Source organism: Niabella terrae (genome assembly GCF_054783135.1).
Window position 1 is genome coordinate 117,738 of record NZ_BAAGRD010000001.1, and the last position, 24,764, is coordinate 142,501.

General features: G+C 47.2%; 21 protein-coding genes. 7 read left to right on the plus strand and 14 right to left on the minus strand.

Annotated elements, in window-relative coordinates; genetic code table 11:
* Positions 1–5: 5 nt before the first annotated feature.
* Positions 6–509, minus strand: coding sequence for a UpxY family transcription antiterminator (locus ACYVI9_RS00555; protein ID WP_460759210.1), 504 nt, complete (start codon positions 507–509; stop codon positions 6–8).
* A 267-nt stretch (positions 510–776) separates the two neighbouring features.
* Here ACYVI9_RS00555 and ACYVI9_RS00560 point away from each other — a divergent pair, with 267 nt between their 5' ends.
* Positions 777–1,949, plus strand: a complete 1,173-nt coding sequence (locus ACYVI9_RS00560) for an acyltransferase family protein (RefSeq protein ID WP_460759212.1) — start codon at positions 777–779, stop codon at positions 1,947–1,949.
* A 6-nt stretch (positions 1,950–1,955) separates the two neighbouring features.
* On the opposite strand, the gene ACYVI9_RS00565 is transcribed toward ACYVI9_RS00560, so the two are convergent.
* Complete coding sequence (locus ACYVI9_RS00565) at positions 1,956–2,543, minus strand: 2'-5' RNA ligase family protein (protein WP_460759215.1); 588 nt, start codon at positions 2,541–2,543, stop codon at positions 1,956–1,958.
* Between the two features lie 176 nt (positions 2,544–2,719).
* Between ACYVI9_RS00565 and ACYVI9_RS00570 the strand changes: the two genes are divergently transcribed.
* From ACYVI9_RS00570 to ACYVI9_RS00580, 3 genes are all read left to right on the plus strand, one after another.
* Positions 2,720–3,568 (plus strand): penicillin-binding transpeptidase domain-containing protein, encoded by an 849-nt coding sequence (locus ACYVI9_RS00570; RefSeq protein ID WP_460759218.1) that lies wholly within the window; start codon positions 2,720–2,722, stop codon positions 3,566–3,568.
* Positions 3,569–3,663: 95 nt separating this feature from the next.
* Positions 3,664–4,674, plus strand: a complete 1,011-nt coding sequence (locus ACYVI9_RS00575) for a VWA domain-containing protein (protein WP_460759222.1) — start codon at positions 3,664–3,666, stop codon at positions 4,672–4,674.
* Between the two features lie 32 nt (positions 4,675–4,706).
* Complete coding sequence (locus ACYVI9_RS00580) at positions 4,707–5,306, plus strand: tetratricopeptide repeat protein (protein WP_460759225.1); 600 nt, start codon at positions 4,707–4,709, stop codon at positions 5,304–5,306.
* Between the two features lie 72 nt (positions 5,307–5,378).
* Here ACYVI9_RS00580 and ACYVI9_RS00585 read toward each other — a convergent pair whose 3' ends face one another.
* The 7 genes from ACYVI9_RS00585 to ACYVI9_RS00615 form a co-directional block, all read right to left on the minus strand.
* The gene (locus ACYVI9_RS00585; RefSeq protein ID WP_460759227.1) at positions 5,379–5,813 is read right to left on the minus strand and encodes a nuclear transport factor 2 family protein; all 435 of its coding nucleotides are present in this window, start codon (positions 5,811–5,813) and stop codon (positions 5,379–5,381) included.
* Between the two features lie 16 nt (positions 5,814–5,829).
* Positions 5,830–6,486 (minus strand): phosphatidylserine decarboxylase family protein, encoded by a 657-nt coding sequence (locus tag ACYVI9_RS00590; protein ID WP_460759230.1) that lies wholly within the window; start codon positions 6,484–6,486, stop codon positions 5,830–5,832.
* 147 nt (positions 6,487–6,633) lie between these two features.
* Positions 6,634–7,461 carry an energy transducer TonB gene (locus ACYVI9_RS00595; protein ID WP_460759233.1) on the minus strand — a complete coding sequence of 276 codons (828 nt, stop codon included), beginning with the start codon at positions 7,459–7,461 and terminating at the stop codon, positions 6,634–6,636.
* A 209-nt stretch (positions 7,462–7,670) separates the two neighbouring features.
* Positions 7,671–8,258 carry an ExbD/TolR family protein gene (locus ACYVI9_RS00600; RefSeq protein WP_460759236.1) on the minus strand — a complete coding sequence of 196 codons (588 nt, stop codon included), beginning with the start codon at positions 8,256–8,258 and terminating at the stop codon, positions 7,671–7,673.
* 123 nt (positions 8,259–8,381) lie between these two features.
* Positions 8,382–10,325, minus strand: a complete 1,944-nt coding sequence (locus ACYVI9_RS00605) for a M1 family metallopeptidase (RefSeq protein WP_460759238.1) — start codon at positions 10,323–10,325, stop codon at positions 8,382–8,384.
* Between the two features lie 199 nt (positions 10,326–10,524).
* Positions 10,525–11,031 (minus strand): DUF6702 family protein, encoded by a 507-nt coding sequence (locus tag ACYVI9_RS00610; protein WP_460759241.1) that lies wholly within the window; start codon positions 11,029–11,031, stop codon positions 10,525–10,527.
* An 87-nt stretch (positions 11,032–11,118) separates the two neighbouring features.
* The gene (locus ACYVI9_RS00615) at positions 11,119–12,459 is read right to left on the minus strand and encodes a Gfo/Idh/MocA family protein (protein ID WP_460759243.1); all 1,341 of its coding nucleotides are present in this window, start codon (positions 12,457–12,459) and stop codon (positions 11,119–11,121) included.
* 303 nt (positions 12,460–12,762) lie between these two features.
* Here ACYVI9_RS00615 and ACYVI9_RS00620 point away from each other — a divergent pair, with 303 nt between their 5' ends.
* Both ACYVI9_RS00620 and ACYVI9_RS00625 read left to right on the plus strand, forming a co-directional pair.
* A complete protein-coding gene (locus ACYVI9_RS00620) occupies positions 12,763–13,344 on the plus strand; it encodes a HupE/UreJ family protein (RefSeq protein ID WP_460759246.1) in 582 nt (193 codons plus the stop codon).
* 138 nt (positions 13,345–13,482) lie between these two features.
* Positions 13,483–15,849 carry a M1 family metallopeptidase gene (locus ACYVI9_RS00625; RefSeq protein WP_460759248.1) on the plus strand — a complete coding sequence of 789 codons (2,367 nt, stop codon included), beginning with the start codon at positions 13,483–13,485 and terminating at the stop codon, positions 15,847–15,849.
* 115 nt (positions 15,850–15,964) lie between these two features.
* Here ACYVI9_RS00625 and ACYVI9_RS00630 read toward each other — a convergent pair whose 3' ends face one another.
* The 4 genes from ACYVI9_RS00630 to ACYVI9_RS00645 form a co-directional block, all read right to left on the minus strand.
* On the minus strand, positions 15,965–17,713 hold the full coding sequence (locus ACYVI9_RS00630; protein ID WP_460759251.1) for a DUF4091 domain-containing protein: 1,749 nt from the start codon (positions 17,711–17,713) through the stop codon (positions 15,965–15,967).
* A gap of 122 nt (positions 17,714–17,835) precedes the next feature.
* Entirely contained in the window at positions 17,836–18,582 is a 747-nt protein-coding gene (locus tag ACYVI9_RS00635) for a nucleotidyltransferase family protein (protein WP_460759253.1), read from the minus strand.
* Between the two features lie 45 nt (positions 18,583–18,627).
* The gene (locus ACYVI9_RS00640) at positions 18,628–20,097 is read right to left on the minus strand and encodes a RapZ C-terminal domain-containing protein (protein WP_460759256.1); all 1,470 of its coding nucleotides are present in this window, start codon (positions 20,095–20,097) and stop codon (positions 18,628–18,630) included.
* Between the two features lie 5 nt (positions 20,098–20,102).
* Positions 20,103–21,677 (minus strand): beta-N-acetylhexosaminidase, encoded by a 1,575-nt coding sequence (locus ACYVI9_RS00645; protein ID WP_460759258.1) that lies wholly within the window; start codon positions 21,675–21,677, stop codon positions 20,103–20,105.
* An 80-nt stretch (positions 21,678–21,757) separates the two neighbouring features.
* Between ACYVI9_RS00645 and ACYVI9_RS00650 the strand changes: the two genes are divergently transcribed.
* Entirely contained in the window at positions 21,758–22,285 is a 528-nt protein-coding gene (locus tag ACYVI9_RS00650; protein ID WP_460759261.1) for a gamma carbonic anhydrase family protein, read from the plus strand.
* A 214-nt stretch (positions 22,286–22,499) separates the two neighbouring features.
* Here the strand turns inward: ACYVI9_RS00650 and ACYVI9_RS00655 are convergent, their stop codons facing one another.
* Positions 22,500–24,599 carry an outer membrane protein assembly factor BamB family protein gene (locus ACYVI9_RS00655; RefSeq protein WP_460759263.1) on the minus strand — a complete coding sequence of 700 codons (2,100 nt, stop codon included), beginning with the start codon at positions 24,597–24,599 and terminating at the stop codon, positions 22,500–22,502.
* Positions 24,600–24,764: the final 165 nt, after the last annotated feature.

The following is a 24,764-nucleotide window of genomic DNA, read 5'->3' on the forward strand; positions in this document are numbered from 1 at the left end:
GCGGATTAATGTTCGTTAGGGTTTATTGTTAGTTCAGAAATATCAAATACAGCAACCAGGTTATAACCCAGACTGTCAATCTCGACGGTTACCTTATTGTTACGCAGATCCAGTACCCTCCCTTTCTCATCTGTAAACAGTCCTTTTTTGACATATACCGTCTGGTCTCTGGCTACCGGCTGCCGAACCAGTTCCACGTCCTCGTATTCACTGAGAAAACGCCTTATTTTCTCGATTTCCCAATCCCTGACAATGGCCGGCTTATGCTCGGTATATATAAAATTAAGCACTCCCTCGGTTTCCCGGACCTTAATTTTCTGCGATTCCTCGATATTCACAAAGACATATGAAGAAAACAATGGGATTTCTACCGTTTTGATGCGGTCACTCCATTTCTTCTTTACCCGGTTCAGCGGACAATAAGCTTCGATCTCCTTATCCGAAAGTAACCGCATCACCTTTTTCTCCCAACGGGGCTTGGTATAAACTACATGCCATTGTTTGTTCAATTCCAATTATTTATAGCTTCGCCACCTCAGTCCCATCATTTTCAAAAAAGGGCCGAGCAATCTTTACCTGCCCAAGGTAAAAAGATTTGCAAATATAGCTTTATCGCTTGGTAGTATAAAACCGCTTCGCCGTGATCATCTCGCTAAAAATCTATGTTTTATACTTGCCCAAAACCTGCTATATTAGATAAGCGGGTCAGTACAAGATAAAGTTATGTATATTTAATAGCCTTAAATAGTATTAAACGATAGTTTCCATATTTTTTTATGAAGGTTAGATTTCTTTCGCTGGATGTTTTTAGAGGGGCAACGGTCTGTCTTATGATCCTGGTCAATAACCCTGGTAGCTGGTCCCATATCTTTCCGCCACTGGAGCATGCACCCTGGCACGGACTAACCCCCACAGACCTGGTTTTCCCGTTTTTTCTGTTTGCAGTAGGAAATGCAATGGCATTTGTAATGCCCCGGTTGACAGAAGGCGGTGATGCCGTTTTCTGGAATAAGATTATAAAAAGAACCCTCTGGATATTCGGTATCGGTCTTTTTCTAAACTGGTATCCTTTTATACGCTGGCATGAAGGAGGTTTGGAAGCCATCAGCTGGGTAAACCCCCGCAACCCAGAAAGTGGTGTCCGCATTCTGGGTGTGCTGCAAAGAATTGCCATCTGTTATTTCTTTGCCTCCATCATTGTTTATTATCTGAAACCCCGGGCAGCATTTTACACAGGCCTGGTAATATTGATTACCTATTGGGCCATCTGTCTGTTGGGTAATCCGGCTGACCCTTTTTCGCTGGATGGCTGGGTGGGTACCCAACTGGACAAAGCCCTGCTGCATATCCCCCATATGTACAAAGGTGAGGGTCGCCCCTTTGACCCGGAAGGCCTTCTGAGTGCTTTACCTGCCATCGTCCAGGTGGTATTCGGTTACTTTACCGGGGTGTACATTAAATCAGCGGGTACAGAAGCCAGTGCAGGAGACCGGGACAACCGGCTTTATAAAATGCTTTCCGGTCTTTTCGTGATCGGCGTAGGCCTGTTAATAACCGGGTTCTGCTGGGATATGGTCTTCCCCATCAATAAAAAAATATGGACCAGTTCCTTTGTAGTATATACAACGGGTTTGGCCATTTTGACGATCGCGACGATGATCTACCTGATTGAAATTCGGCATTACAAAGGATTTCCGATTCGTTTTTTTGAAGTTTTTGGCAAAAATCCCCTGTTTATTTTCGCGCTCAGCGCATTTTTACCCAAAACAGCACGTCTGTTGGTAAATGATGAAGGCGTGACGCCCTGGAACTGGTTGTATAAATCCTTACTGTCGCATATACCGGGAGATCCGAGGATCGGATCATTGCTATATGCACTTTGCGTCATCCTGTTGATGTGGGCGATTTGTTACTGGCTGGATAAAAAGAAAATCTACATTAAGGTCTAAATTGGATCAGGCTGGCTGAAGGGTCGGTTCCAATACCATATTCTGAAAAGGCATATGCCTGAGCACCTGCCAGCTTCTGAAACCTTCCATTCTCTTGAGTAGTAGCATCTCATCCGCTAAGAATGAAGCACTCAGGGTTTTATGCGCATATTTTTTCCAGCTTTTTTCAAATTGCCAGGGCTGAAGCCTTTGACCAAGACTCACCCGGGCTATTTCATTAAATCGGGCATTTTTCATATGGGTTGTGGTGGATTTCAGATTCTTTATCAGGTACTGTAAGACATCTTTCTCTTCCACGGCGATAAATATTTCTTTTTGATCCAGTGCTCCGAAATTCCTGAGATGCATTTTAAAGGGCATAAAAGCCAGTGCAATGCGTTCCACGGCATCTGACATCTGTTGTTCCAGCGATTCTGATTGGGAAAAAGTGGCCAGGTAAATAAAGGGGTTGCCGCCGGCAATGACTGTTCCCCTGTAATCCGCATCAAATGTGGTTTTTAGTTCCGCTACTTTTTTTCTTACTGCCCCGGGGAGGTCGATGATGAGGCGGTAATCATTCAGCGGATCATGGCTGTATGGTAGCTTTGTTTGCATAACAAACTTTTTTAATAGCTCCTGTCGTTTATACTGCCTGTCTGCTGTTTTTCGTAGTTTAAATATACTAATTTTTTACCAACTGACTTTGAACAACCCCTTTCCGGAATGATAGACATCGTCATCTATCTGAAAACTAAGCAGTTTCCACATAAGTTTGATACTTTTGCCTCCTTATGAACATCTTTGACCGACAACTATTATTCCGTCCGACAACCTGGATATTAGGTATCCTGCTGACACTTAATTCCTGTACCCTGAACAACGTAAAAGAGGACGATAGTCTTCAGCAGTATTTTGATGCCCGCCAGGTAACGGGTTGCTTTGGTTTTTTTAACAACGGAACAGGGGATTTTACGATTTATAACCTGAAAAGATACCGGGACAGCAGCTATCTGCCGGCATCGACATTCAAAATTATTAATTCCCTGATCGGTCTGCAGACAGGCGTTATTTCCGGAGACAGTATGGTGATCCCCTGGGACGGCATAAAAAGAAGAGCGGAATGGGATAAGGACCTCAATATGTACGAAGCGTTCCGGGTATCTGCCGTTCCTTATTATCAGGAAGTTGCCCGAAGGATTGGAGTGGATACCATGCAGTTCTGGCTGGACAGTCTGGCTTATGGTCAGCAAAAGGACAAAAAACCCTACAAAATCTCGGACATAGACAGTTTCTGGCTGGATAATTCCCTGAAAATCACCCCAGATCAAAATCTCGGCGTCGTAAAAAAACTATATTTTGACGAATTACCGTTCTTCAAATTATATCAGGACAAGGTAAAGGCTGCTATGTTGTTTGAAAACAATACCAATTACCGACTGGCCTATAAAACCGGATGGGCAACCACCGATCAAGGGCATGCATTGGGTTGGATTACCGGCTGGATCGAGGAAAACAAGCACCCTTATTTCTTTGTTTTAAATATTGAATCTCCGGATCCCAACTTTGACATGACTAAGATCAGGTTGGAACTCCTGAAAGAAATTCTTAAAAAATACGGATTTTTTAAAGGCACAATGTAAACGACGGGCTGATTCCTGAAAAACAGGAGACTTAACAGGAATTGGCAGGAATCTTGAACATTTAGCAGGAACTGTATTAACGAACAGGACTATATATGGGTTTCCAGTTTGAATATCCTTTTTTTATCTGGCTGATGAGCGGCGTCCTGCTGCTGCTGGCGCTGTTTTTTAATATCAGGCGCTGGAAACGCCGTACCACGAAGAAAATCGGTGATCCGGGTGTTGTTAAAGCCATGCTGAACCGGTATTCTCCCCAAAGGTTTGGATTCAAATTTATACTGGTCTGTCTGGCTTTTGTATTTGGCGTACTGGCTGTAATGAACCTACGTAAACCCGGGGGTAGTGACGGTATCCAAAGGGAAGGCATTGATCTGGTTTTTGCGCTGGATGTCAGTAAAAGCATGCTGGCCCGGGATATGGCTCCGGACAGGCTGCTGCGGGCCAAACAGTTTATCAGCAAAATGATGGATGCCGTGCCGAACAGCCGGATAGGCCTGATTATTTTTGCCGGAAAGGCCTATTTACAAATGCCGCTTAGTGCAGACCATAGCGCTGCCGCGATGTTTGTTGAGGATGCCTCGCCGGAATCTGTTCCCCGGAAAGGCACTGTTATTGCTGATGCACTTCAGGAAAGCCTGAACGCTTTTGGGCAGCGGGAAGCCAAATACAAGGCAGTCATTCTGATTTCGGACGGTGAAGATCATGACCAGGAAGCCCTGGACTTATCAAAAGAACTGGCTAAAAGGGGTTTGATGGTCAATACTGTGGGCATCGGCTCTCCGGAAGGCAGTTTTATCCCCGACGATTCTACCGGCGCAAACCGGCTGGATCCCGAAACCGGTATGGAAATTATTTCCCGACTCAACGAGGCGGAATTACAACAGATAGCCGCCAATACCCATGGGGTATATGTCAGACTGGAGAATACAGACGATGCCGTCAAGAAAATTGCTGCCAATCTGGCCCAGATAGATAAAAAAGTTTCAGGGGATATGAATCTGATGAGCTTTTCCTACTATTTCTGGATTTTCTGCGCTCTGATGCTGATCCTGCTGGTGATTGAACAGCTGATGCCAGAAGGCAGGTCCAAAAAATCTGTTTATTGAGTCGGATAAATCTCCTCAAATCAGAGACTATTATGTTACATTTTTTGACAATTTTTTTCTTCTGCTTTCTTACGATTACTGCATCGGCGCAAAAACCGGCACAGTTCATTCAGGAAGGCAATGAATTTTATAAAAAGGGACAACTGGCCCAGGCAATAAATTCCTATGAGAAAGTCACCGAAGGCCCCCAGCAATACATTGCCTTGATGAATAAGGGCAATGCCCTTTACCGTCTCAGGAAATACGAAGAAGCTATTAAAGTTTTCCGTCAGGTAAGTGGTGCTGCCGGTGCGGACAAAAAAATCCGCTCTGGGGCATACTATAATACAGGCGTTGTATATAGCAATCAGAAAAAAATAACGGAAAGTATCGAAGCCTATAAAGAGGCCCTCCGGTTAAACTGGCAGGACAATCAGGCGCGGGAAAACCTGCAGAAGGCACTTTCCGAACTGCCCAAAAAAGGCGGCGGTGGTGGTGGCGGACAGGAAAAACCACAGGAGTCCCGGTCCCGGCTAAATCAGAAACAAGCCCAGCAGCAACTGGACCGGCTGGAACAAAAGGAAAGAGAGACCCAACAAAGAGTGGCCGGTAAAAAAACGGAATATGGCGGCAGTGAAGGTAAGGACTGGTAAGAAATGTCGCCCCTAAAAAAAGCGCACCGGGCAGATCCTGATGCGCGCTCTTAATTTTTTAACTGGAATCCGCTATTTAACAGGAGGTTTTACGGCCTGCCGGGCCAGTAGCAACCAGTCAGCTCCTTTTTTCTGCCACACCGTCAGGATCAACAGGGTTACATGTCCGGGCGTATTGTTATCATTGGTATCTGCGTCAAAGGTATGCCGCACAATCGCCGTATTTTCGGAGATATCTATGGTTTGATTGGCAATATTTATTTTGACAAAATCGGTGGCACCCGTCTTGAAGTTCTCCAGGTATTCCGTCTTATTCTGAATCACTCCGCTGGAATGTCCATAAGTCAGCGTCGGTGCTGCCAGTTGGTCCAGTGTCGTAATATCACTTTCTTCCAACGCTTTGGTAAAACGGGCCAGCGTTATTTCCAACTGATCGGTATTATCAGCGGCAGTATTACAGGCGCTCCAACCCAGGGCAATAAACAGAAGCCAGATTAAGTTTCTCATTATTATATTTTTTAATTTACCATTTTGCAATCACCGTAACGCCTCCCACAGCCAGATCACCTATTTTAACTTTGATATCAGCGTCCAGCGGCAGGAGCAGGTCCACCCGCGAGCCAAACTTGATGAACCCCATTTCACCAGCCTGTTCTACTTTTTTACCAACGCTCAGATAATTAACAATGCGCCGGGCTACCGCACCAGCGATTTGCTTGGTCAACAGTTCCCGGCCATTGGCGGCACGGTATACATTGGTATGCCGCTCATTATCAGTGGAAGATTTGGGATGCCAGGCGACCAGGTATTTGCCTTTATGGTACTGATTATACAATACGTCCCCGCTTACGGGGTTCCGGTTTACATGAACATTCAGCGGGCTCATAAAAATAGAAACCTGGAGTCGTCTGTCCGTAAAATATTCATCAGCCTGAACCTCCTCTATCACCACTACTTTCCCATCACAGGGCGCAATGACCGCCGCTTCATCGATCGTATAGGATCGGGAAGGGATTCTGAAAAAAGAAATTACCAGCACCAGCAAAACCAGGGAGGCAAGTAAAATCAGATAAAACAGGACCGGGATTTGGGCCAGTAACCGGTAATTGATAAAATTTATCAGGAGAAATAAAATTACTGCAATAGAAATTGTTCCCCTGCCTTCACGATGCAATGTCATGTGTAATACATACCTTTTGATTCGCTGCGAAATTAAGGGATATAATACAAAGGGGGACTGCGGGATCCGGTAGCCGCTCTAACAAAGACGGTAACCTTAAAAAATCCGGGTGCCTTAACGACCCGGCCCCGGATATATCCCCCGGCATCAGCCCTCCTGCACCAGAAATGTAACCGGCTGTTTCCGCAAGGCTTTTACTTCAATTCCATTCTGAATTGCTGGTTTCCATTTACCGGATCTGCGGATGACCCGCATGGCTTCCTGTTCCATACCATATCCGATTCTCGTCAGCGGCTGTATCTGACTGACCTGCCCGTTTACATCCACCACGAACTGAATGATGACTGTATAAGTTCCCGGTATTGCCCCGTTTTCGATCGGCACTTCACCAGATAAATTGCGTTCCAGAAACCGCTTCCAGTCGCCGATATAAGTGGCCTGAATCTGAACATCAGTGAAGATCAGCGGTTCCTTATCCTGCGGTACCGTTCTGACAATCAGTCCCCTGTTACCATCCAGATCATTCGGAGGCACGACAATATCCAAGCCTCGAACCCCTTCCTGATCAAATGTACCAATCCGTGTCTCCGCCAGGTCTTTCTGTGTAGGAGGTGGTGTAATCACTTCATCGGTCAACACCGGCTTTGTAAACTGCAGGGTTTCCAAAACAGGGGGCACTACGGAAGGCGCCGGTGGCGGTGGCAGCGGCGGGAGGGGTTCTGGCTCGGGCGCTTCTGGCTGGATATCAACAAGCGTAATTCCGTCCAGGCGTATTGGCAGGTTTTCATTTCCTGCCATCGATGTTTTCACTACGATCAGTCCGGCCAGGGCCAGCCCGGTAGTCAGGGTCGTCACCATCGCCTTCACCAGTCGCCTGTTATAGGAACGACGCAGCTCATAGGCCCCATAAGACTTATTTCTGCCATCAAAAACAAGATCCAGTAAATCGGCCTGCAAGATGTTATTGGTTTCCATACTATGTTATTTTGGGTTTAAAAAATGATTTTCTCTGTTAAGGCGGCAGTGCCCAAATCGGTACCTGGATTAATCATTCAGGACCAGGCAAAGCCCGGCCGGCACCGTCCCGGGATTTTCTCAGGAAGGGGCATTTTGGGGCAGGAAATCGCTGCCCACTGTCGTCTGCCAACGCGGTCCTACGACCGCTTTTATTGTCTAATGGTTATTTAAATATCCGGTGCCGTTAGCAACAGTTCCCGCCCTTCAGGTTCCAGGATGGCATAGCGTGCGATCCTGTTGATGGTCATTTCATCCAGTAAGCTGACGATTGTCCGGTAGTCTGCCGCTGCGGTTGGCTTGATCAAAATGGCCAGTTTTTTCTGCGAACAATCATTGTAAACTGCGGGATTTTTCTTTGCTTTCGCTTCACAGTCGGCATCTCCTTGATAAGCGCTTACCACCCGCTGCTTCTTGTCGATGATGACCTTGCGTATTGTGGAAAGATCGGCAGATTTAAACCCGGTTCTATTGTTCGGCATCGCACCTTCATAATAGTACAGCTGATGACTGCCGGTAATAATGATACTCAGCGCACCACTGGCGGCTGTAGGCATTGGAGCCCCTTTATCAGATGGCATAAATAATTGCAGCCCTTTGGGGTCTGTCATTGTTGAAGTAAAAATAAAAAAGCTGATCAGCAGGAAGCCCAGGTCGACCATGGGCGTCATATCCACCCGCAGCGATTGGCGGCGGATTTTACACGCGTAACCCCGTAGGCGCGGATGTTTGTCGGTTGATTGCATGGGTTGGGCCATAATCGTTGTTTGCTACTATGAATCCCACCTTAAAAAATTCCATAACTCCATTTATAACTAAAAAGCAAAGGCCCTGCAGTTGTTGCTGCAAGGCCATTACTATTCTAAATCTGTACATTCTTTTTAGTTTCCGGTCCAGGTATTATTCACCCGGTTCCAGTCCGGAAGTTTCTTGTCGGGATCTATAAGGACTTCTTTCACCGCACTGGTTGTGGATACGGAGAAACTATAACTGCTGCCACGTTGCCAGACTTCGACGGGTACCTTAACAAGATGAATTTTGTTGTCAGACTCCGTCACCTTAACGGTAGCCGGCATTGGCATTTTCTCCAGATTACTGATGGTCACTATTGCGCCTTTAGCCGGTAGATTGTCTCTGTATTTAACCCCGGTAACGGCGATGTCGAGCCGCCAGTTATTCAATACCCAACTACGCCAGAACCAGCCCAGGTCTTCACCACCGACATTCTCCATGGTACGGAAAAAATCCCAGGGTGAAGGATGTTTAAATGCCCAGCGTTTAATATACTCCCTGAATGCCGCATCAAACCTTTCAGGGCCCAGCACATTATCACGGAGATTATGCAGCATCCGGGAGGGTTTCAAATAAGCGGCTACGCCCAGATTTCTTTGTTGAATAACATCCGGAGGATTAAACAAGCGGTCCATATGTTCAGCAAACTGCGACTTTGCCGCCCTTTCATCAAAATAGCTCTGCTCATTGAATTCTCCGTTATTGAAGGCTGCGGTAGAATGATCATTGATAAAAGTATTAAAGCCCTCATCCATCCAGGCAAATTTTCTTTCGTTACTACCCACAATCATCGGGAACCAGGTATGACCGAATTCATGATCCGTCACACCCCAAAGGCCTCCGCCCCTGGCCCGGTAACTACAAAACACAATCCCCGGATATTCCATTCCTCCGACCGTACCGGCAACATTTGTCGCTGCGGGATAGGGAAAGACAAAATAATTCTTGGAATAGAATTCAATGGAAGCTTTTACGAATTCGGTACTTCGCTGCCAGCCGTTTTCGGCGATGCTCTCCACCGGATATGCACTCAGTGCCAGGCTTTTCTTACCCTCTGGAAGGTTGATTCTGGCGCCATCCAGCACAAATGCCCTGGACGCTGCCCAGGCTACATCACGTGTATTCTGGATCTTAAATTTCCAGGTATTATTTTTTCGGTTAGGCTTGATACCTGCATTAACCGCTTCCGCAGACCGGATGGATACCGTGGTTTCACTGTTTTTAGCTGCTGCGTACTGTTTGGCTTCCTCACTGGTAAAACATTCCTCAGGATTGGTAAGCGCACCCGAACCTACCACCAGCATATCTGAGGGTGCCGTAATTGTGAAATCTATATCACCGTATTCCAGGTAAAACTCACCCTGGCCCAGGTAGGGCAATACGTTCCAGCCCCGCAGGTCATCATAGACGCATACCCGGGGATACCATTGAGCAATTTCATAGACCCATCCATTACGGGTTTTCAAACGGCCCATACGGTCGGTACCTCGTTCGGGTACCGTAAAGGAAAATTCAACATGCAAGGTCAGTTTACCTCCCCCAGACTTCAGTGCCTCAGGAAGCCATACCTGCATACGTGTATCCGTAATTGTATATTTTGCAGCCTGTTTTTTACCGTTAATCTCGACTTCCACCGATTGTATTACCTGTCCATCGGTAAATTCCGGATTGGCCCAGCGGCCGCCCTCCTGGGTAGTGGTAGCAGATGCCCTGGAGTCGGCGCGGTAAATATTCTGGTCCACCTGCAGCCATAAGAATCCGAGATCATCCGGACTGTTATTGGTATAAACCAGGGCCTCTGTACCGCTGATCCTGTGCTGACTGGTATCCAGTGTGGCTTCTATCTTATAATCTGCCTTATTCTGCCAGTAGCTGGGTCCGGGCATGCCGGATGCGCTCCGGTATGCATTGCCGGGAAAACTATAGAAATCGGGTGCAAATGCCTCTCGGGGATCATATTTTGATGCCTCCTGCTGGGCCTGAGATGCCATGGCGAATAACAGCAACGTCAGGGAAAATAATATACTTCTCATGCAAAACAATATTTTAAAGCGATGAATTTACGGGAAAAATCAAGTCAATGCTATTTCAGATACCTGAAAAATGATGAGCGGTAATACCCGATCGTGTCGCCTGTCATTGGGCGTTCGCCGATTACGCTGTTTATTTTGGGAAAATGCCAAAAGCCCTGGAAGACCCTCTAAGATTCCCGGCCAGTCCGAATCTTACAGGTTAAAACGAAAATCCGGTTCGTTTATTCGGATAAATCAGTTTGGTACTCTTACGTTTGCCGTCAACAATAAAATGCATGATATTGACCTGATCCGTAAATAATTCATACAGAATGGTGTTGGCAACCGATATCCTGGCCGGATTAAAAGCCGGCGCCTTAGCGATCGCATAAACATATATCGCCTCATGGTCTTTCTCCCAGCCAAATAATTCCAGTGGAATGACTTTATCGTCGGAGCCAAGAATTAGATGCCTGGTCAGGTATTTATGAATCAACTTCGTCATTTGTGGACGCAATTGCTCACCGGTCAAATCTACCTTTTGATGGTTCAGTCGCCGCAATACATTTTCAAAATCATCCGTAAAAATCTTTACGCTCAGTTCTATCCTCTCTTCCGCCCTGTTATACTCCATTTCAGTAGCACTTACATGATAAGGATGAACTTCAATGGTAAGAAGCAGGAATCCGAGAATGAACTTTTGAAACAATAATACCAGTTGCACCATGACTTTCTATATCACAAAGATACAGCGCAGGCGGTCTAAGTCCGCCCGACTGACCTACCGTTTGTCAATTCATGGCACTGCAGTGCCCTAAATGACTGCGGCAGCGCCGGCAATATACTTATTGGCTTCGGCTTCCTTAAACCGGGCCTGTTCGCCATCCCAGTGCAGGGTCTCTCCGGGAAACCTCGCCGCAATCACACCCAGCAGGATGACTTCCGTTAATCTGGCCGCATAGGAAAAAGGCGCGCTACAGCTTCCTTTCCCCAGACAGGCATCAATAAATTCATGATAATGCTTTGGTGTTTCGGCATCATAACTGGTCACCGGTTTACCGGCAGCCCCCTGAGGATCAAATTTCTTAATATCGATCGATTCAAATTTGCCATTAACAATCAGTTTAGGTAACTGCATAAAGTGGGGCAGCAACAATCTGCGACCGTCCGCTCCAATGAACATAGCGCCCTGATCAGGTAATTTCTCTCCCCCGGGTAGTTCCAGCTCGGCCTGAGCCTCCGGTGCGCCCTTACCATCGTACCAGACCCATTCCAGGTTGCTGGCAGTATAGGGTGTGCCGGGAAACACATAAGTAACATGATTTTTCTCCGGGTGACCGAAATCATTCGGTTGGCGGCAATTATTCTTCACCGTCAGCGGAACGCTTAACTGTAATGCGTTATAGGGTGTGTCGAATATATGAACGCCCATATCGCCCAGCGTACCACAGCCATAATCGATACAGCGCCGCCACATATTGGGATGGTAATAGCCGTCTTTATAAGGCCTATTTTTGGCAGCTCCCAGCCATAAATCCCAGTCGAGACCAGTGGGGATGGGATCGCTGCCTTCGGGTTCGGCCCCGTCGTAGCCCCAGACTTTCGGTGACCAGGCAATCACTTTCTTTACCTTGCCAATAATCCCTTTTTGGATCAGAATTGTGGCCAGTTTATAGTCGTAAAAGGAGTGTACCTGGATCCCCATCTGTGTAATCAGCTTTTTTTCTCCTGCCAGCGCATCCATTTTTCTGGATTCTGCAATATAATGGGTAAGTGGCTTCTGACAATATACATGTTTACCCATTTCCATCGCCATCAGCGAAACCGGTGCGTGCTGATGGTCCGGTGTTGACACGACCACCGCATCGATATCCTTGCCCATGGTTTTGAGCAGTTCTTTGTAGTCGGCAAAAATCCGGGCTTTTTTATGAAGGTTGCTGGCGTCTTTAATCTTACTGGCATCAACATCACAAAGCGCCACAATCTCAACAGCAGGGTGTGAGGCAATGGCCTTCAGGTCCCCGTAACCCATACCTCCCAGGCCGATTTGAGCGACTCTGATCTTTTTGCCGTTGGCCAGCAAATCGGGTGAAAAAGGAAGTAAAAAGGCAAGGGAGCCTACTGAAGTTGTTTTTATAAACGCTCTTCTTTTCATATTTGACAATTTATATTTATTAATTTTCTACATGGCGACCGTTCTGTCCCGAACGGATTGATTTCAAGTGACAGGGAGGGTTGTGTTCAATAACCCATCCTCCCCAGCGCTGCACCCGATGGTGACCAAAGCTTGAAGCCTTAAAAATAAGAGATTTTTCGAAACCGGATAAAGGTTATTGTGAAGCTCCGCCATTCGCGGGTCTCAAAGATACCGGCAAATCTTTTTCGGTTGTTTCGGTAGTGCGCCCATTTCCCCACAGATCGCCTCTTTTAATCGGTTCGATCATATACTTTTGCTGATATGAGTGATTTTAGCTTTTATTTTATTGAAGGCTGGCGACATATCATCAGCCGGGACGCGCTGGACCACCAGCTTTTTATACTGGCCCTGGCCGTAGTTTATACATTCTATGACTGGAAAAAAGTACTGATCCTGGTGACTGCCTTTACGATTGGACACTCCCTGACACTGGCCCTGAGTGTGCTGGATATTATCCGGATCCCGTCAGCCTGGGTGGAATTTCTGATCCCGGTAACCATCGCCCTGACTGCGCTATGGAATCTGATCCATGGCCGGCCGGTAAAAAAAATCAATATCAATTATTTCCTGGCCTTGTTTTTCGGCTTAATCCATGGCCTGGGCTTTGCCAACTCCATTCGGATGATCCTGGCCGGCGACCAATCCCTTGGATGGGGCCTTTTTGGCTTTAATATCGGCCTGGAAGCCGGCCAGATCGTTGTGGTATTACTGATACTTCTTCTGGGCAAAATATTACTGGAATTGGCAAAAATTCCTCAAAGAATTTATATTTTCGTGGTATCACTGGCAGTATTTGCTTTTGCAGTAAAAATGGCCCTGGAAAGAATTCCTCCGCTATCATAAAAAACTGAGTTACTGTCCACTCCATAAAACCTGGGAAAAAGGAACCGCTCATGTAAATTTTTTCTTTTTTTCTGCATAATTCAGGATTTTTATATCTGTAAGTTCCAAATTGGCTAATAATAATCAAATATATCCGGTATGAAAGGCTTTTTATCACTCCTGTTTGCACTGACCATTACACTGGCAGTTCCGGCACAGGATATTCGCAACAATCCCACCAGCAATCATGGCAATAAGTTTGAGCAACTGGGTACCATTTTACCGACACCCAATAGTTACCGGACGGCCAGCGGCGCACCTGGTCCCGCCTACTGGCAACAGCGTTGTGATTACGATATTCAATGCGAACTGGATGAAAAGAAAAATTTGCTGACGGGTTCCGAGACCCTGAATTACTTCAATAACTCTCCGGATCCCCTGAACTATATCTGGTTTCAGCTGGATGAAAATGAACATAGCAATCTGAATAATGCCAACTACCAGAACAGTTCCCGGATGCCCGCCGCTATCAGCGATAAGCAATTGGAAGCACTGCAGGAAGCCAGTTCACCGATGGACAATGGCAAGGGCGTCAGAATCAAAAAAATTACAGACGCCACCGGCAAACCGTTGTCTTATACGATCAATAAGACCATGATGCGGGTCGACCTGCCTCAAACCCTTAAACCGGGCCAGAAATTCAGTCTTAAAATTGACTGGTCCTATCAGGTAACTGACCGGATGAAGGACGGTGGACGTGGTGGCTATGAACATTTTGAAGAAGACGGAAACAATCTTTATACGATCACCCAGTGGTATCCGCGGGTCTGTGTATATAGCGATTTCCAGGGCTGGCAGAACCATCAGTTTACCGGTCGTGGTGAATTTGCCCTGACTTTTGGCGATTTCAATGTTGCGATTACCGTACCGGCTGATCATGTTGTAGGAGCCACAGGAGAATGTCAGAATTACGCGCAGGTGCTGAGTGCCGCCAGGATGGCCCGTTACAATAAAGCGAAGAATGCGAAAGAGCCGGTAGAAATTGTCACCCTGGAAGAGGCGCAATCGGCAGAAAAATCCCAAAGCAGTCAAAAAAAGACCTGGATATATAAAGCCCAGAATGTACGGGACTTTGCCTGGACTTCTTCCCGTAAATTTATCTGGGACGCCATGCCACAACTGATCAATGGCAAGAAAGTCATGTGCATGAGTTTCTATGGCAAGGAAGCCTATCCGCTGTATCGCAAGTTTTCTACCAGAGCGGTCGCACATACCATAAAAACTTATTCATCCTTCACTTTTCCTTACCCCTATCCTGTCGCCCAGAGCGTGGAAGCCGCCAATGGGATGGAGTATCCGATGATCTGTTTTAATTATGGGCGCGCCGAAAAAGACGGCACTTACAGCGAAGCCGTAAAAAACGGCATGCTGGGTGTGATTATTCATGAAGTGGGTCATAATTTTTTCCCGATGATCGTCAACAGCGACGAACGTCAGTGGACCTGGATGGATGAAGGCCTGAACAGTTTTGTCGAGTACCTTACGGAAGAACTCTGGGATAATAAGTTCCCGACGAAGAAAGGCTGGGCTGGCGCCATTGTCGACTACATGAAGCTTCCAAAAGAACAACTGGAACCCGTGATGACGAATTCGGAGAATATCATTGGTTTCGGTCCCAATGCCTATACCAAACCTGCTACTGCCCTGAACATACTTCGGGAGACAGTAATGGGCCGCGAACTATTCGATTTTGCCTTTAAGGAATATGCCCGTCGCTGGGCTTTCAAACATCCCACACCGGCTGACTTGTTCCGTACGATGGAGGATGCCAGCGGAGAGGATCTGGACTGGTACTGGAGAGGGTGGTTCTATGGTATTGACCCGGTGGACATATCCCTGGACACCGTGAAATATGCCAAAGCTGAACTGAACAGCGAAGTGCCCCCTGCCAGAAAAATAGAACGAAAAATCGATCCGCCAACCACCAATCCCTACGATGATATCTCCAAAATAAAGAACCGCGAGGATAAGAATATCCACTTCTATACCGATATCGATACATCAGCCAGGGATTTTTACTGGCGCTATGCCCGGGGTAAAGAAAAAGTGGACACCACTGCTTCCTATGCTATCGATATGCCGATGACCATCACATCACTCACACCGGAAGCAAAGAAAAATTTTGCCGACTGCTATTTTTATGAACTGAGTTTTAGCAATAAGGGTGGTCTGGTCATGCCAATTATTATAGAATGGACATTTAAAGATGGATCCAGGCAAACCGATCGTATACCCGCTCAGATTTGGCGACATAATGAAAACCAGGTCAAAAAGCTTTTTATAAAAAACAAGGAAGTAGCCTCCATTCAATTGGATCCCCTTAAAGAAACAGCGGATATTGATGTGACCAACAACAGCTGGAATACCATTCCTGCGGCCACCCGTTTCAAAGCTTTTTCTCAGAAATCCGAAGCGGCGCGTCGGGGACAGAGTCGTGGCAAAAACCCCATGCAGGTAGCACAATAAGGCTACGTGCTGAATGCCACCCTGAGGTGATTCACGAGATTCGATCATAGCGCCGAATAATGGTTTAGATTTGTCTGTATTGGATTCGCGCTTCAAACAGACAACAAACCTGTATTTACTGATTAAGCAGCCCCTTGTTACGGGCTACCATTTCAGCGGCACTTACTTTCGCCAGCCCTTCAATTTGAAACTCCTTCAGTGCTGTTTCCAGTATCCTGAGTTTCGAGATGGCTCCCTGACGCTTATACTGTTGCCGTAAGTATTGGATCTTCTCAAAATCCTGAATGCCTTCGATCAACTTTTCAAATCGTATGGAAGTCAGTGGGCCCGGATAGACCTGGTAAGTATCTCCGGCCGGCCAGGAAGTGAACCGACTATCGGTCAAAGGTGTTTGGGGCCAGCTGTTATAAGCCCAGCGCAGTAATCCATTCATCCCGGTAGCGGCCGTATACCATCCTGCCCAGACCGCCTCATCAGGGGGCGAGAATGTAAACATATTGGGATATTTTTCTGTGCAACAGACATACCAGGTACTGATTTTCCCCAGCGCGGCGCGTTTTTGCAATATACGATCCGGAAATGCCCATCGGGAGGCAATGCAATAATCGTATACCGATGCCTCAATTTCCTGATGGTAGTCGCCCGCCAGCGAAATTTTCCAGTTCGGGTCAATCGTTCCGAGCAAATCAATCACCGATTTCATGGCTTTCATCGGTCGTTCATCCATCGCGATGGTCGTAATGTCAAACCAGCCTTTTTCTTTTAAATGACGGGTAAAATCAGTTAGCATATTGCGCCAGAACGCATTATATGATGGCGTCCCAATTGCCCCGGTAAATACGGTATCCTTTTGCAAAGATTCGTCATAGTAACTAAAAGCAATTTTCCAGGGCACCATGCTGTAGCAATTGATTTGACTACGAATACCGCAACGCATTACAAAAGCAATATACTTATCGAAAAGACTGTAGTCATATTCCCAAGAGCCGTTCTTTTTCTTTATCCACGTTATCAGACTTGGATAGTCGTCATAAGTCTGATGTCCCCAAGGTTCCTCAACGATCGAGGCGGTGATAATTTTCTGGCCGGCCTGGGCCAGCATTGTATAGTATCGCGATAACAATTCGAAATGCGCATCACTCCATAAGGGTACATCATGTACCCTGGCTACTGCGGCCGGATGCTGCCAGTAATCCAAACGGAAAGACCAGTCTCCGGGCGAAGGAAGGGTTCGGTCCAGCACGGTTAAGGCGATTTGCAATTCATAAGGTTGACCCGCATGAACCGTCACGGTTCCTGTATAATTGCCCGCAATCGCGTTTTTCGGCACCTTAACCGAAAGCCAGACGGCTTGAACGGTATTCTTGGAGACCGGGATGCTATTGATGTCTGTATTGATAATATCTGCTACCAGAGAAGAGTCAAAATCCTGCGGTTTGCGATGGCCACATCCATTCCGAAATTCATCAGTCATTACATATTGCACATACCCCAGACTGATCCGATCCCCGGGTATCTTATGGCCCTGATCATCGCTCAAATCTCCCACGGTAACGGTCACCTTATCCAAGTTTGTTCTGGTAGAAATCAGAAGTTGTGTATGGATCTTTTCATTTTTCCAGGCAGCGCTATGCCAGTTTTGATCAGGCGTACGGGCCAGTGGTATGTCTCGCTGATAACGGATACTGCCGGAACCAAAGCCGACGACGGCACCTGAGGGTTGTTGGTTCCAAAGCGCAGCAACTGCTGTGGAATCCGGTCTGTCCGGACGCTGCAGGGCAAGGCTGACATCCTGTGCCAGTCCATTAACCAGCATGCTGATTTGGATGGCAATACTTAGTAAAGCTATTCTCGCTCGTTTCATATATAGTAATTTTAGGAGGACAAAGACCGGAAAAATCATTGTCAGGACCGCAAACAATCAATACAGATAAAGGAAAATCTGACCAGCCAAGAAAGAAGCGAATCAGGTCGCCTTCTTGAGTCTTAAGGAAACAGTGATGCTGCTTTTTCGACACTTTCCGGCCGGCCTACATCGACCCAGCGATCACCGCTATGTTCGAATCCCATGATTTTCTGGTTAGGTGCCAGATCCAGATACAGATCAATCAGCGAGAACTTTCCACTACGTTGCATCAGTTCAAATACCCGGTATTCAAAAACGGCTACACAATCATAGGAGCGACCTATTAGATCGGGTCTTGAGACAGCGATGCGCTCTTCGCCGGTCGAATTATTGCGCCAGCCACAAAGTCTTCCGGTGGCATCGAACAGTAAATTACGGGAACTCTTTCTGTCGCTCACAGCAAAGGAAATCAGCGCCTGCTGCTCTTCATGAAAGGCCAGCAGCCGGTCTATATCCAGATCTGTCAGGATATCTGCATTGCAGGTAACAAAACGCTGTCCGGGTTGAAACAGCGGTTGGGCCTGGAGCAGACCACCGCCGGTTTCCAGCACCGCATCCCGCTCATCGCTAATTTGTATATGGCTTCCCCAGCCATTCTGGTTCCGGATCGCAGATTCCAGCTGATCGGCAAAATGATGTACGTTGACAATAATATCCCGGATTCCGAAACGGCGCAGATAATTGATATTGCGTTCGAGCAGCGTTTTGCCATTCACGACTGCCAATGCCTTGGGATGATGATCAGTCCAGGGCTTAAAGCGGGTACCCAGACCTGCTGCAAAAATCATTGCCTGAGGGCGATCCGAATCAATTGTAGTTGCTTTCATTTTGTCCATTTTTAAGGGTGCGGGAAAGCACCTGCTGTAATAGGGCTATGCGGGTTGATTGATCCAGTTTTTGGCATCCTGAACATAATGATTCAGTTCGATACTGACTTTGAATTTATTTTTCAGGTGGCGGGCCAGCGCATCGGCGGCATAAACACTTCGATGCTGACCGCCGGTACAGCCAAAACTTACATACAGACTGTCAAATCTTCGGGTAATAAAATCTGCCACTGTTATATCCACCACATCAAATACGCTATGCAGGAATTCAGGCATGCGGGTTTGCTGTTCGAGGTACTGAATGACATCCCTATCCCGGCCCGTCTGGGTCTTCATTTCAGTTATCCGTCCGGGGTTTAAAATACCCCGGCAGTCAAACACAAACCCACCTCCGTTTTTGTCATCCTGAATCGGCAACCCCTTTTTAAAGGAGAAACTGCAGATTTTTACCACCAGTGGTGTGCTGTCGGTTGCCTGCACGGGCGTAAACTGTTGGATAACTTCATCATCAACGCAGATGTTCAATACTTTTTCAAATTCCGGAACTGCTATTCCCATGGGATGATGACTCAAAAATGCCCTGAGATTCGTAAGTGCCAGTGGGATACTTGTCAGGAAATGGGCTTTTCTTTCAAACAGCCCCCTGAATCCATAAGCACCGAGTACCTGCAGCAGCCGGATCAGCACATAACCATTATACTGACTGCCAAAACTCGTCCGGTTAAGGGGTTTATCGATCAGCGGCTCCAGCGCATCCATATAATCCAGCAGCAGTCGCTGTTTCCAGTCCTCCGGCAGGGAGGCCCGGGCCTGCCACAGAAGTGAAGCCACATCATACTGTGGCGCTCCGTTCATACCACCTTGATAATCTATAAAATGCACGGCCTCATTACCCGGTTCACCGGTGACCTGAATATTGCGGCTCTGAAAATCCCGGAACATAAAGAACTTGTGATCTGTATGCGTGAGATAAGTGCTTAGCGCTTCAAAATCATCAATCAGTTTCTGCTTGTCATAGGGTCGGCGAAGTGCATCCAGAAAATAATACTTGAAATATAAAAGATCGGCCATGATGGCCTGTTTGCCAAACTCACTATTGGTAAGACATTTTGTGTAATCCAACCCCGCATCCCCACCTACTTGCAGGCGGGCCAGTTGTGCCAGGCTGGTTTTATACAATTGGTAGACCCTTTCGGAATACCCTTCAGATTCCAGGCAGTTGATTAGTGATATGTCTCCAAAATCTTCCTGCAGATAGAACATCCGGTCTTCACTAACGGCATAAATATTAGCGACAGGTAACTTCTTGTCTGTAAAGTTGTCCGAAAAATAAAAAAAGGTTTCATTTTCGGCAATATTCGCACCATAAGTGCCGATGACCGAGCCTCCCTGTCGGTGCCAGAGTCTGAAATACCGCCTTTCACTCCCAGCCTGGGGAAGAATATCAATGGACAGCGGACTGTCCTTATATTGTACCTGATAAAGCTTTTCTATTTGTTCGATTTTGTCCTGCATTGCGCTTAATAATTGGTGGCTTCCGGTCGGCCCGGTTTATAATAATAAATATGTGCTTTGTCATATAACTGGTAATGACCCTGCAGCCGCTGCTGAAAATTCGTAAAATTTCTGCGGGATCGGGGTGTCCAGGCATTTTCAGCCAGCGCTGCAATTCGCGGAAAAATCATGTAATATAATCGACGCTGATCACTAACCGTTTCTGTCCATAAATTGGCCTGGATACCGCGCACCAAGGCATCAGGTGAAAAATCGGCCGGTCCGGTCAGGCTGTCCACATCAAAGGCATACACCGCTTTGAGGGGATTGAACTTTTTACCCCATTTACGTCCTATCTGATCTGTACTGTCCTGAACAAAATCAAAATACAGGGGCAGTCGCGGGCAAAGAACCACCTGATAGTGATTATCCAGGGCTTTTTTCAATTGTTCCGGCTGATCATGACGCCACCAGAAAATAATGGTTTTGTCCTTATCCAGATCCATTGCCGCCACCTCGTCCCAGGCCAGCAGATGGGCATTCAACTTATAAACCGAATCTGCCATCCTTTGCATAAAATAACGTTCCACTGCTACAGCGTCCCTGAGGTTTTGCTTGGTCATTAACTGTTTTATATAGGGATCCGTCTGCCATTTTTCGTTACCATAGCTGACTTCATCTCCCCCAAGGTGAATCAGTCGGGAGGGGAAAAGCACGTTGACTTCCCGCAGGATATCGGTCAGGTACCTGTACGTCTCTTCCCGGCCTGGGTTAAAGGTAAACTCCGGATGTTTGGCACTGCCGCCCCCACTATATTCCGGGTAGGCACGGTTGGCCGCTGTAGCATGACCCGGCATATCAATTTCCGGAACTACCTGAATCTGTCGGGCGGTGGCATAGGCTACGATCTCCCGGATATCTGCCTGGCTGTAATAGCGGGCAGGTGCCAGTGAATCGGAATGATTGCCAATACCCCCAATCGGGGCCAGCCGGGGATACTTTTTAATTTCGAGTCGCCAGCCCGGCTGATCCGTCAGATGCCAGTGAAATACATTCAGTTTATAATATGCCATCCAGTCCAGCAGTGACTTTACGGTCGCTTTACCAAAAAAATGCCGGGACTCATCCAGCATCAGTCCACGCCACCGGTACCGGGGCTGATCTTTAATTTGCCAGGCAGGGATACGGATGCCATCGACCGCTTTAGAAGCTAGTATCAATTGCAGAAGGCTGACCGCACCGTAAAACGCACCTGCTGGCTGTCGCGCACGGATTTCAATACCGGAAGGATTGATTTTCAGCACATAGCCTTCTTCATACCCTACCTGTTCATCGGAAATAAAACGAATCGCAGGTCCAGCGGCAGTTTTCCCCATAACCAGCGGCAGTCCTGCTTCTGTCAGCAATGCCTGCCGTAGCAACTGGGCCGCACCGGCAAAACTTCTGTCTTGTATCAGCAGATTCGTTTGGGCCGTTAACAAAAAAGCTCCTCCCTGCCGCTCCGCCACCAACGGTTGCGGTATGACAGGACAGAACTGGTCCTGGGCCATACAAGTACTGCCGGCAAAGAATCCGAAAATAAAAAAGTAAACTATTTTCATAACTGAATTCAGGCAAAGCCCGGGCTGCCAAATATAGCCCATTGCCAAAATAATATTGTTAATTTGAGAAATTTTAAGATATGCCGGTAATATTACCAGTCGAGGGAAAAGCTCCCGTTTTCGGGTCGGATTGTTTTATCGCCCCCAATGCCACTATTGTAGGAGATGTCCTAACGGGGGATCAGTGCAGTTTCTGGTTCAATGCCGTAGTCCGCGGAGATGTCAATTATATCAAGATGGGTAACAAGGTGAATGTTCAGGATGGCGCCTGTATTCATTGTACTTATCAGAAAACAGGCACCACCATCGGGAATAATGTTTCGATCGGACACCATGCCATCGTACATGGATGCACCATTCATGACAATGTACTTATTGGCATGGGTGCCATTATCATGGATGAAGCCGTAGTCCATAGTAACACAATCATTGCGGCCGGAGCCGTAGTGCTTGAAAAGACCATTTGTGAAGCGGGAAGTATCTATGCCGGTGTGCCCGCCAGGAAAGTTAAAGCCATATCCCAGGAACTGATAGGAGGGGAAATCAATAGAATCGCAGATAATTATATTAAATACAGCGGTTGGTTTAAAGCTGACGATCAGGCCTGAGGCTTCTGGGAAAGTCAAGCAGTAATAAAATGATTTCCTGTAAGTACCGGTAACGGGCTTCAACCAGTCTGACTTTTGCTCGTTTTCTATAATAGCGTTTGGTCAGCGCTCATCACTTCATGACCAGGTGCATCAAGCACAGGGAATCCAGGTCTCCAAATTTTTTCTTAATCATTCCATTGGCGATCAAGAACCGAACTTCATGCGAAGGGCCTTATTCTGATAATGAAAATGCCATATAAACATCAGCTTTGGGAGTACCCAATTTCGATCCTCCGCAGGCAATAACGATATACTGTTGGCCAGCAACAGTATAAGAAATGGGGGTGGCAAAGCCTGGTGCCGGCAATCGAAAGGTCCAGCGCAACTGACCGGTTTGACGGTCAAAAGCGCGGAACAAGCCGTCCTTGGTGGCTGCGATAAAGACGAGACCTCCCGCGGTAACCAACGGACCACCATAGTTTTCGATCCCGGTTGCCGGAATACCGGCAGCAGCGAGTTCTGCGTCCTCTCCCAGGGGTATCTGCCAGCGTCTGGCACCTGTATTCAGGTCAATAGCGGTAAGGGTTCCCCAGGGAGGCGATATGGCGGGCCGGCCATTTTCGTCCAGAAACTTATTATAACCATTGAAAAGATAAGGCAACGCAGCATTCGATGTATGAGCGGTGGATGTGTCGGAGATTTCCGATTTTTCTTCGCCCCATAAAAAGCCAATCAACTTTTCGCTTTCCTGTTCGCTAAGCGTTGTGAAACCCGGCATCATGCCCTTTCCCGCTTTTATAATATGTTTCACTTCCAGTTTTTTCTTCCGGTCCTTCAACGCCCTGAGGTCTGGATAACCACTTTGCGGATACCCCTTCAAATTGGCCTGATGACAAACAGCACAATGTTGCTGATACAGCATCTGCCCACTGCGCACTGGTACATTCTGTACAGTTCTGTCTGCAGGTCGCAGGCTAAACAGCCAGGCCATTTCATTGGCATTCACATACATAATACCCTCAAGATCCACAGCCGCACCGCCCCATTCTGCACCCCCATCGGCACCCGGAAATAAAAGGGTATTCTTCAGCGATAATGGTTGAAACGGCCCCGAATTACTTTGACGAAAAAGTTCCAACAGGGAGTCCCTCTTTTTTGAAAACGGTGTAATATCCTGCTCTCTAAGTTGCTGACGTGCGAAGGGCAGCGGCAACCTGGGCACCGGCTGCGTGGGCCAGGCCTGTTCTCCGGGGATTACTGAAGCCGGCACAGTCCGCTCGTCTACCGGGAATACCGGCTGCCCAGTCTCACGGTTCAATACAAAGACATATCCCGATTTTGTAACCTGAGCTACCACATCGATAGATTGTTTATCCTTTCTGATAGTGAGCAGATTGGGTGGTGCGGGCAGGTCACGGTCCCAGATATCATGCCGGACCGTCTGATAATGCCAGATATAGTTCCCGGTGGCTGCATCCAGCGCCAGAATACAGTTGGCGAACAAATTACTGCCAATGCGGTTTCCGCCGTAGAAATCAAAAGAGGCAGATCCCGTAGGTATATAGACAATCCCGCGTTTCCGGTCCAATGCCATGCCGGCCCAGTTATTTGCCCCGCCAATTCTTGGATCCTTATAGGCATCAGCAGGCCAGGTTTCATAACCTAGCTCATCAGGATAGGGTATGGTTTTAAATACCCAAGCCAGTTTTCCGGTAAGTATATTAAATGCCTGAATGTAGCCGGGCGCAGCTCCCGGCTCTTCGCCCACTCTGATGGGCATGATAATCAGGTTTTGATACACCATACCAGGCGTTGTGGAAACCACGAATTTTTCGGTAGCAGCGTTGCCCAGGCCGGACCGAAGACTGGTCCGACCTTCACGGCCAAAAGCTTTTACCGGTTGACCGGTTTTTGCATCAATGGCATAGAGCCAGCTTTGGTAAGCGAATAAGATAAGTTCCTGATCACCCTGTCGCCAATAGGCAACACCCCGATTGACATTTTCCTGCCTGAGGCTGTCAGGCACAAAACGCCACAACTCCGATCCGGTGGCGGCATCGAGCGCAAAAAGATGGTTAAATGCGGTGACACCGTAAAGCCGGTTGCCCACAACGATAGGACTGCATTGTAATTGTCCGGAATCTCCTGTATGAAAGGTCCAGACAGGTTGTAGTTCCTGAACATTGGACGTATCGATTTGCGCCAGCGCCGTATAGTGGTTTTGTTCAGGGCCACCAAGATACACGGGCCAGTCAGCCAGTTTTTCTTCCTGTACATTGCAGGATAGTATCAACCAAACAAGGCAAACTGGCAATTCTAAAAAACGGAACATATCTGAATCTATTCAAAATGTATCAAGCAATTATTCGCATTGACTTTATTCCCGAAACAGCAATAACCCAATGGTATCCTGAAAACTGATCGTGCCGCCGTCACATGAACAACACCATAATCGGCGGCATCGACTCCATTTTTCCTGATTCTTTATCCATTGATA

Excerpts from the sequence above, each read along its gene's own strand:
- ACYVI9_RS00585 (WP_460759227.1), bottom strand. The coding sequence starts at position 5,813 with ATGAGAAACTTAATCTGGCTTCTGTTTATTGCCCTGGGTTGGAGCGCC.
- ACYVI9_RS00575 (WP_460759222.1), top strand. The coding sequence starts at position 3,664 with ATGGGTTTCCAGTTTGAATATCCTTTTTTTATCTGGCTGATGAGCGGC.
- ACYVI9_RS00650 (WP_460759261.1), top strand. The coding sequence starts at position 21,758 with ATGCCGGTAATATTACCAGTCGAGGGAAAAGCTCCCGTTTTCGGGTCG.
- ACYVI9_RS00615 (WP_460759243.1), bottom strand. The coding sequence starts at position 12,459 with ATGAAAAGAAGAGCGTTTATAAAAACAACTTCAGTAGGCTCCCTTGCC.
- ACYVI9_RS00610 (WP_460759241.1), bottom strand. The coding sequence starts at position 11,031 with ATGGTGCAACTGGTATTATTGTTTCAAAAGTTCATTCTCGGATTCCTG.
- ACYVI9_RS00600 (WP_460759236.1), bottom strand. The coding sequence starts at position 8,258 with ATGGCCCAACCCATGCAATCAACCGACAAACATCCGCGCCTACGGGGT.
- ACYVI9_RS00565 (WP_460759215.1), bottom strand. The coding sequence starts at position 2,543 with ATGCAAACAAAGCTACCATACAGCCATGATCCGCTGAATGATTACCGC.
- ACYVI9_RS00580 (WP_460759225.1), top strand. The coding sequence starts at position 4,707 with ATGTTACATTTTTTGACAATTTTTTTCTTCTGCTTTCTTACGATTACT.
- ACYVI9_RS00570 (WP_460759218.1), top strand. The coding sequence starts at position 2,720 with ATGAACATCTTTGACCGACAACTATTATTCCGTCCGACAACCTGGATA.
- ACYVI9_RS00645 (WP_460759258.1), bottom strand. The coding sequence starts at position 21,677 with ATGAAAATAGTTTACTTTTTTATTTTCGGATTCTTTGCCGGCAGTACT.
- ACYVI9_RS00605 (WP_460759238.1), bottom strand. The coding sequence starts at position 10,325 with ATGAGAAGTATATTATTTTCCCTGACGTTGCTGTTATTCGCCATGGCA.
- ACYVI9_RS00630 (WP_460759251.1), bottom strand. The coding sequence starts at position 17,713 with ATGAAACGAGCGAGAATAGCTTTACTAAGTATTGCCATCCAAATCAGC.
- ACYVI9_RS00560 (WP_460759212.1), top strand. The coding sequence starts at position 777 with ATGAAGGTTAGATTTCTTTCGCTGGATGTTTTTAGAGGGGCAACGGTC.
- ACYVI9_RS00625 (WP_460759248.1), top strand. The coding sequence starts at position 13,483 with ATGAAAGGCTTTTTATCACTCCTGTTTGCACTGACCATTACACTGGCA.
- ACYVI9_RS00635 (WP_460759253.1), bottom strand. The coding sequence starts at position 18,582 with ATGAAAGCAACTACAATTGATTCGGATCGCCCTCAGGCAATGATTTTT.
- ACYVI9_RS00655 (WP_460759263.1), bottom strand. The coding sequence starts at position 24,599 with ATGTTCCGTTTTTTAGAATTGCCAGTTTGCCTTGTTTGGTTGATACTA.
- ACYVI9_RS00620 (WP_460759246.1), top strand. The coding sequence starts at position 12,763 with ATGAGTGATTTTAGCTTTTATTTTATTGAAGGCTGGCGACATATCATC.
- ACYVI9_RS00590 (WP_460759230.1), bottom strand. The coding sequence starts at position 6,486 with ATGACATTGCATCGTGAAGGCAGGGGAACAATTTCTATTGCAGTAATT.
- ACYVI9_RS00640 (WP_460759256.1), bottom strand. The coding sequence starts at position 20,097 with ATGCAGGACAAAATCGAACAAATAGAAAAGCTTTATCAGGTACAATAT.
- ACYVI9_RS00595 (WP_460759233.1), bottom strand. The coding sequence starts at position 7,461 with ATGGAAACCAATAACATCTTGCAGGCCGATTTACTGGATCTTGTTTTT.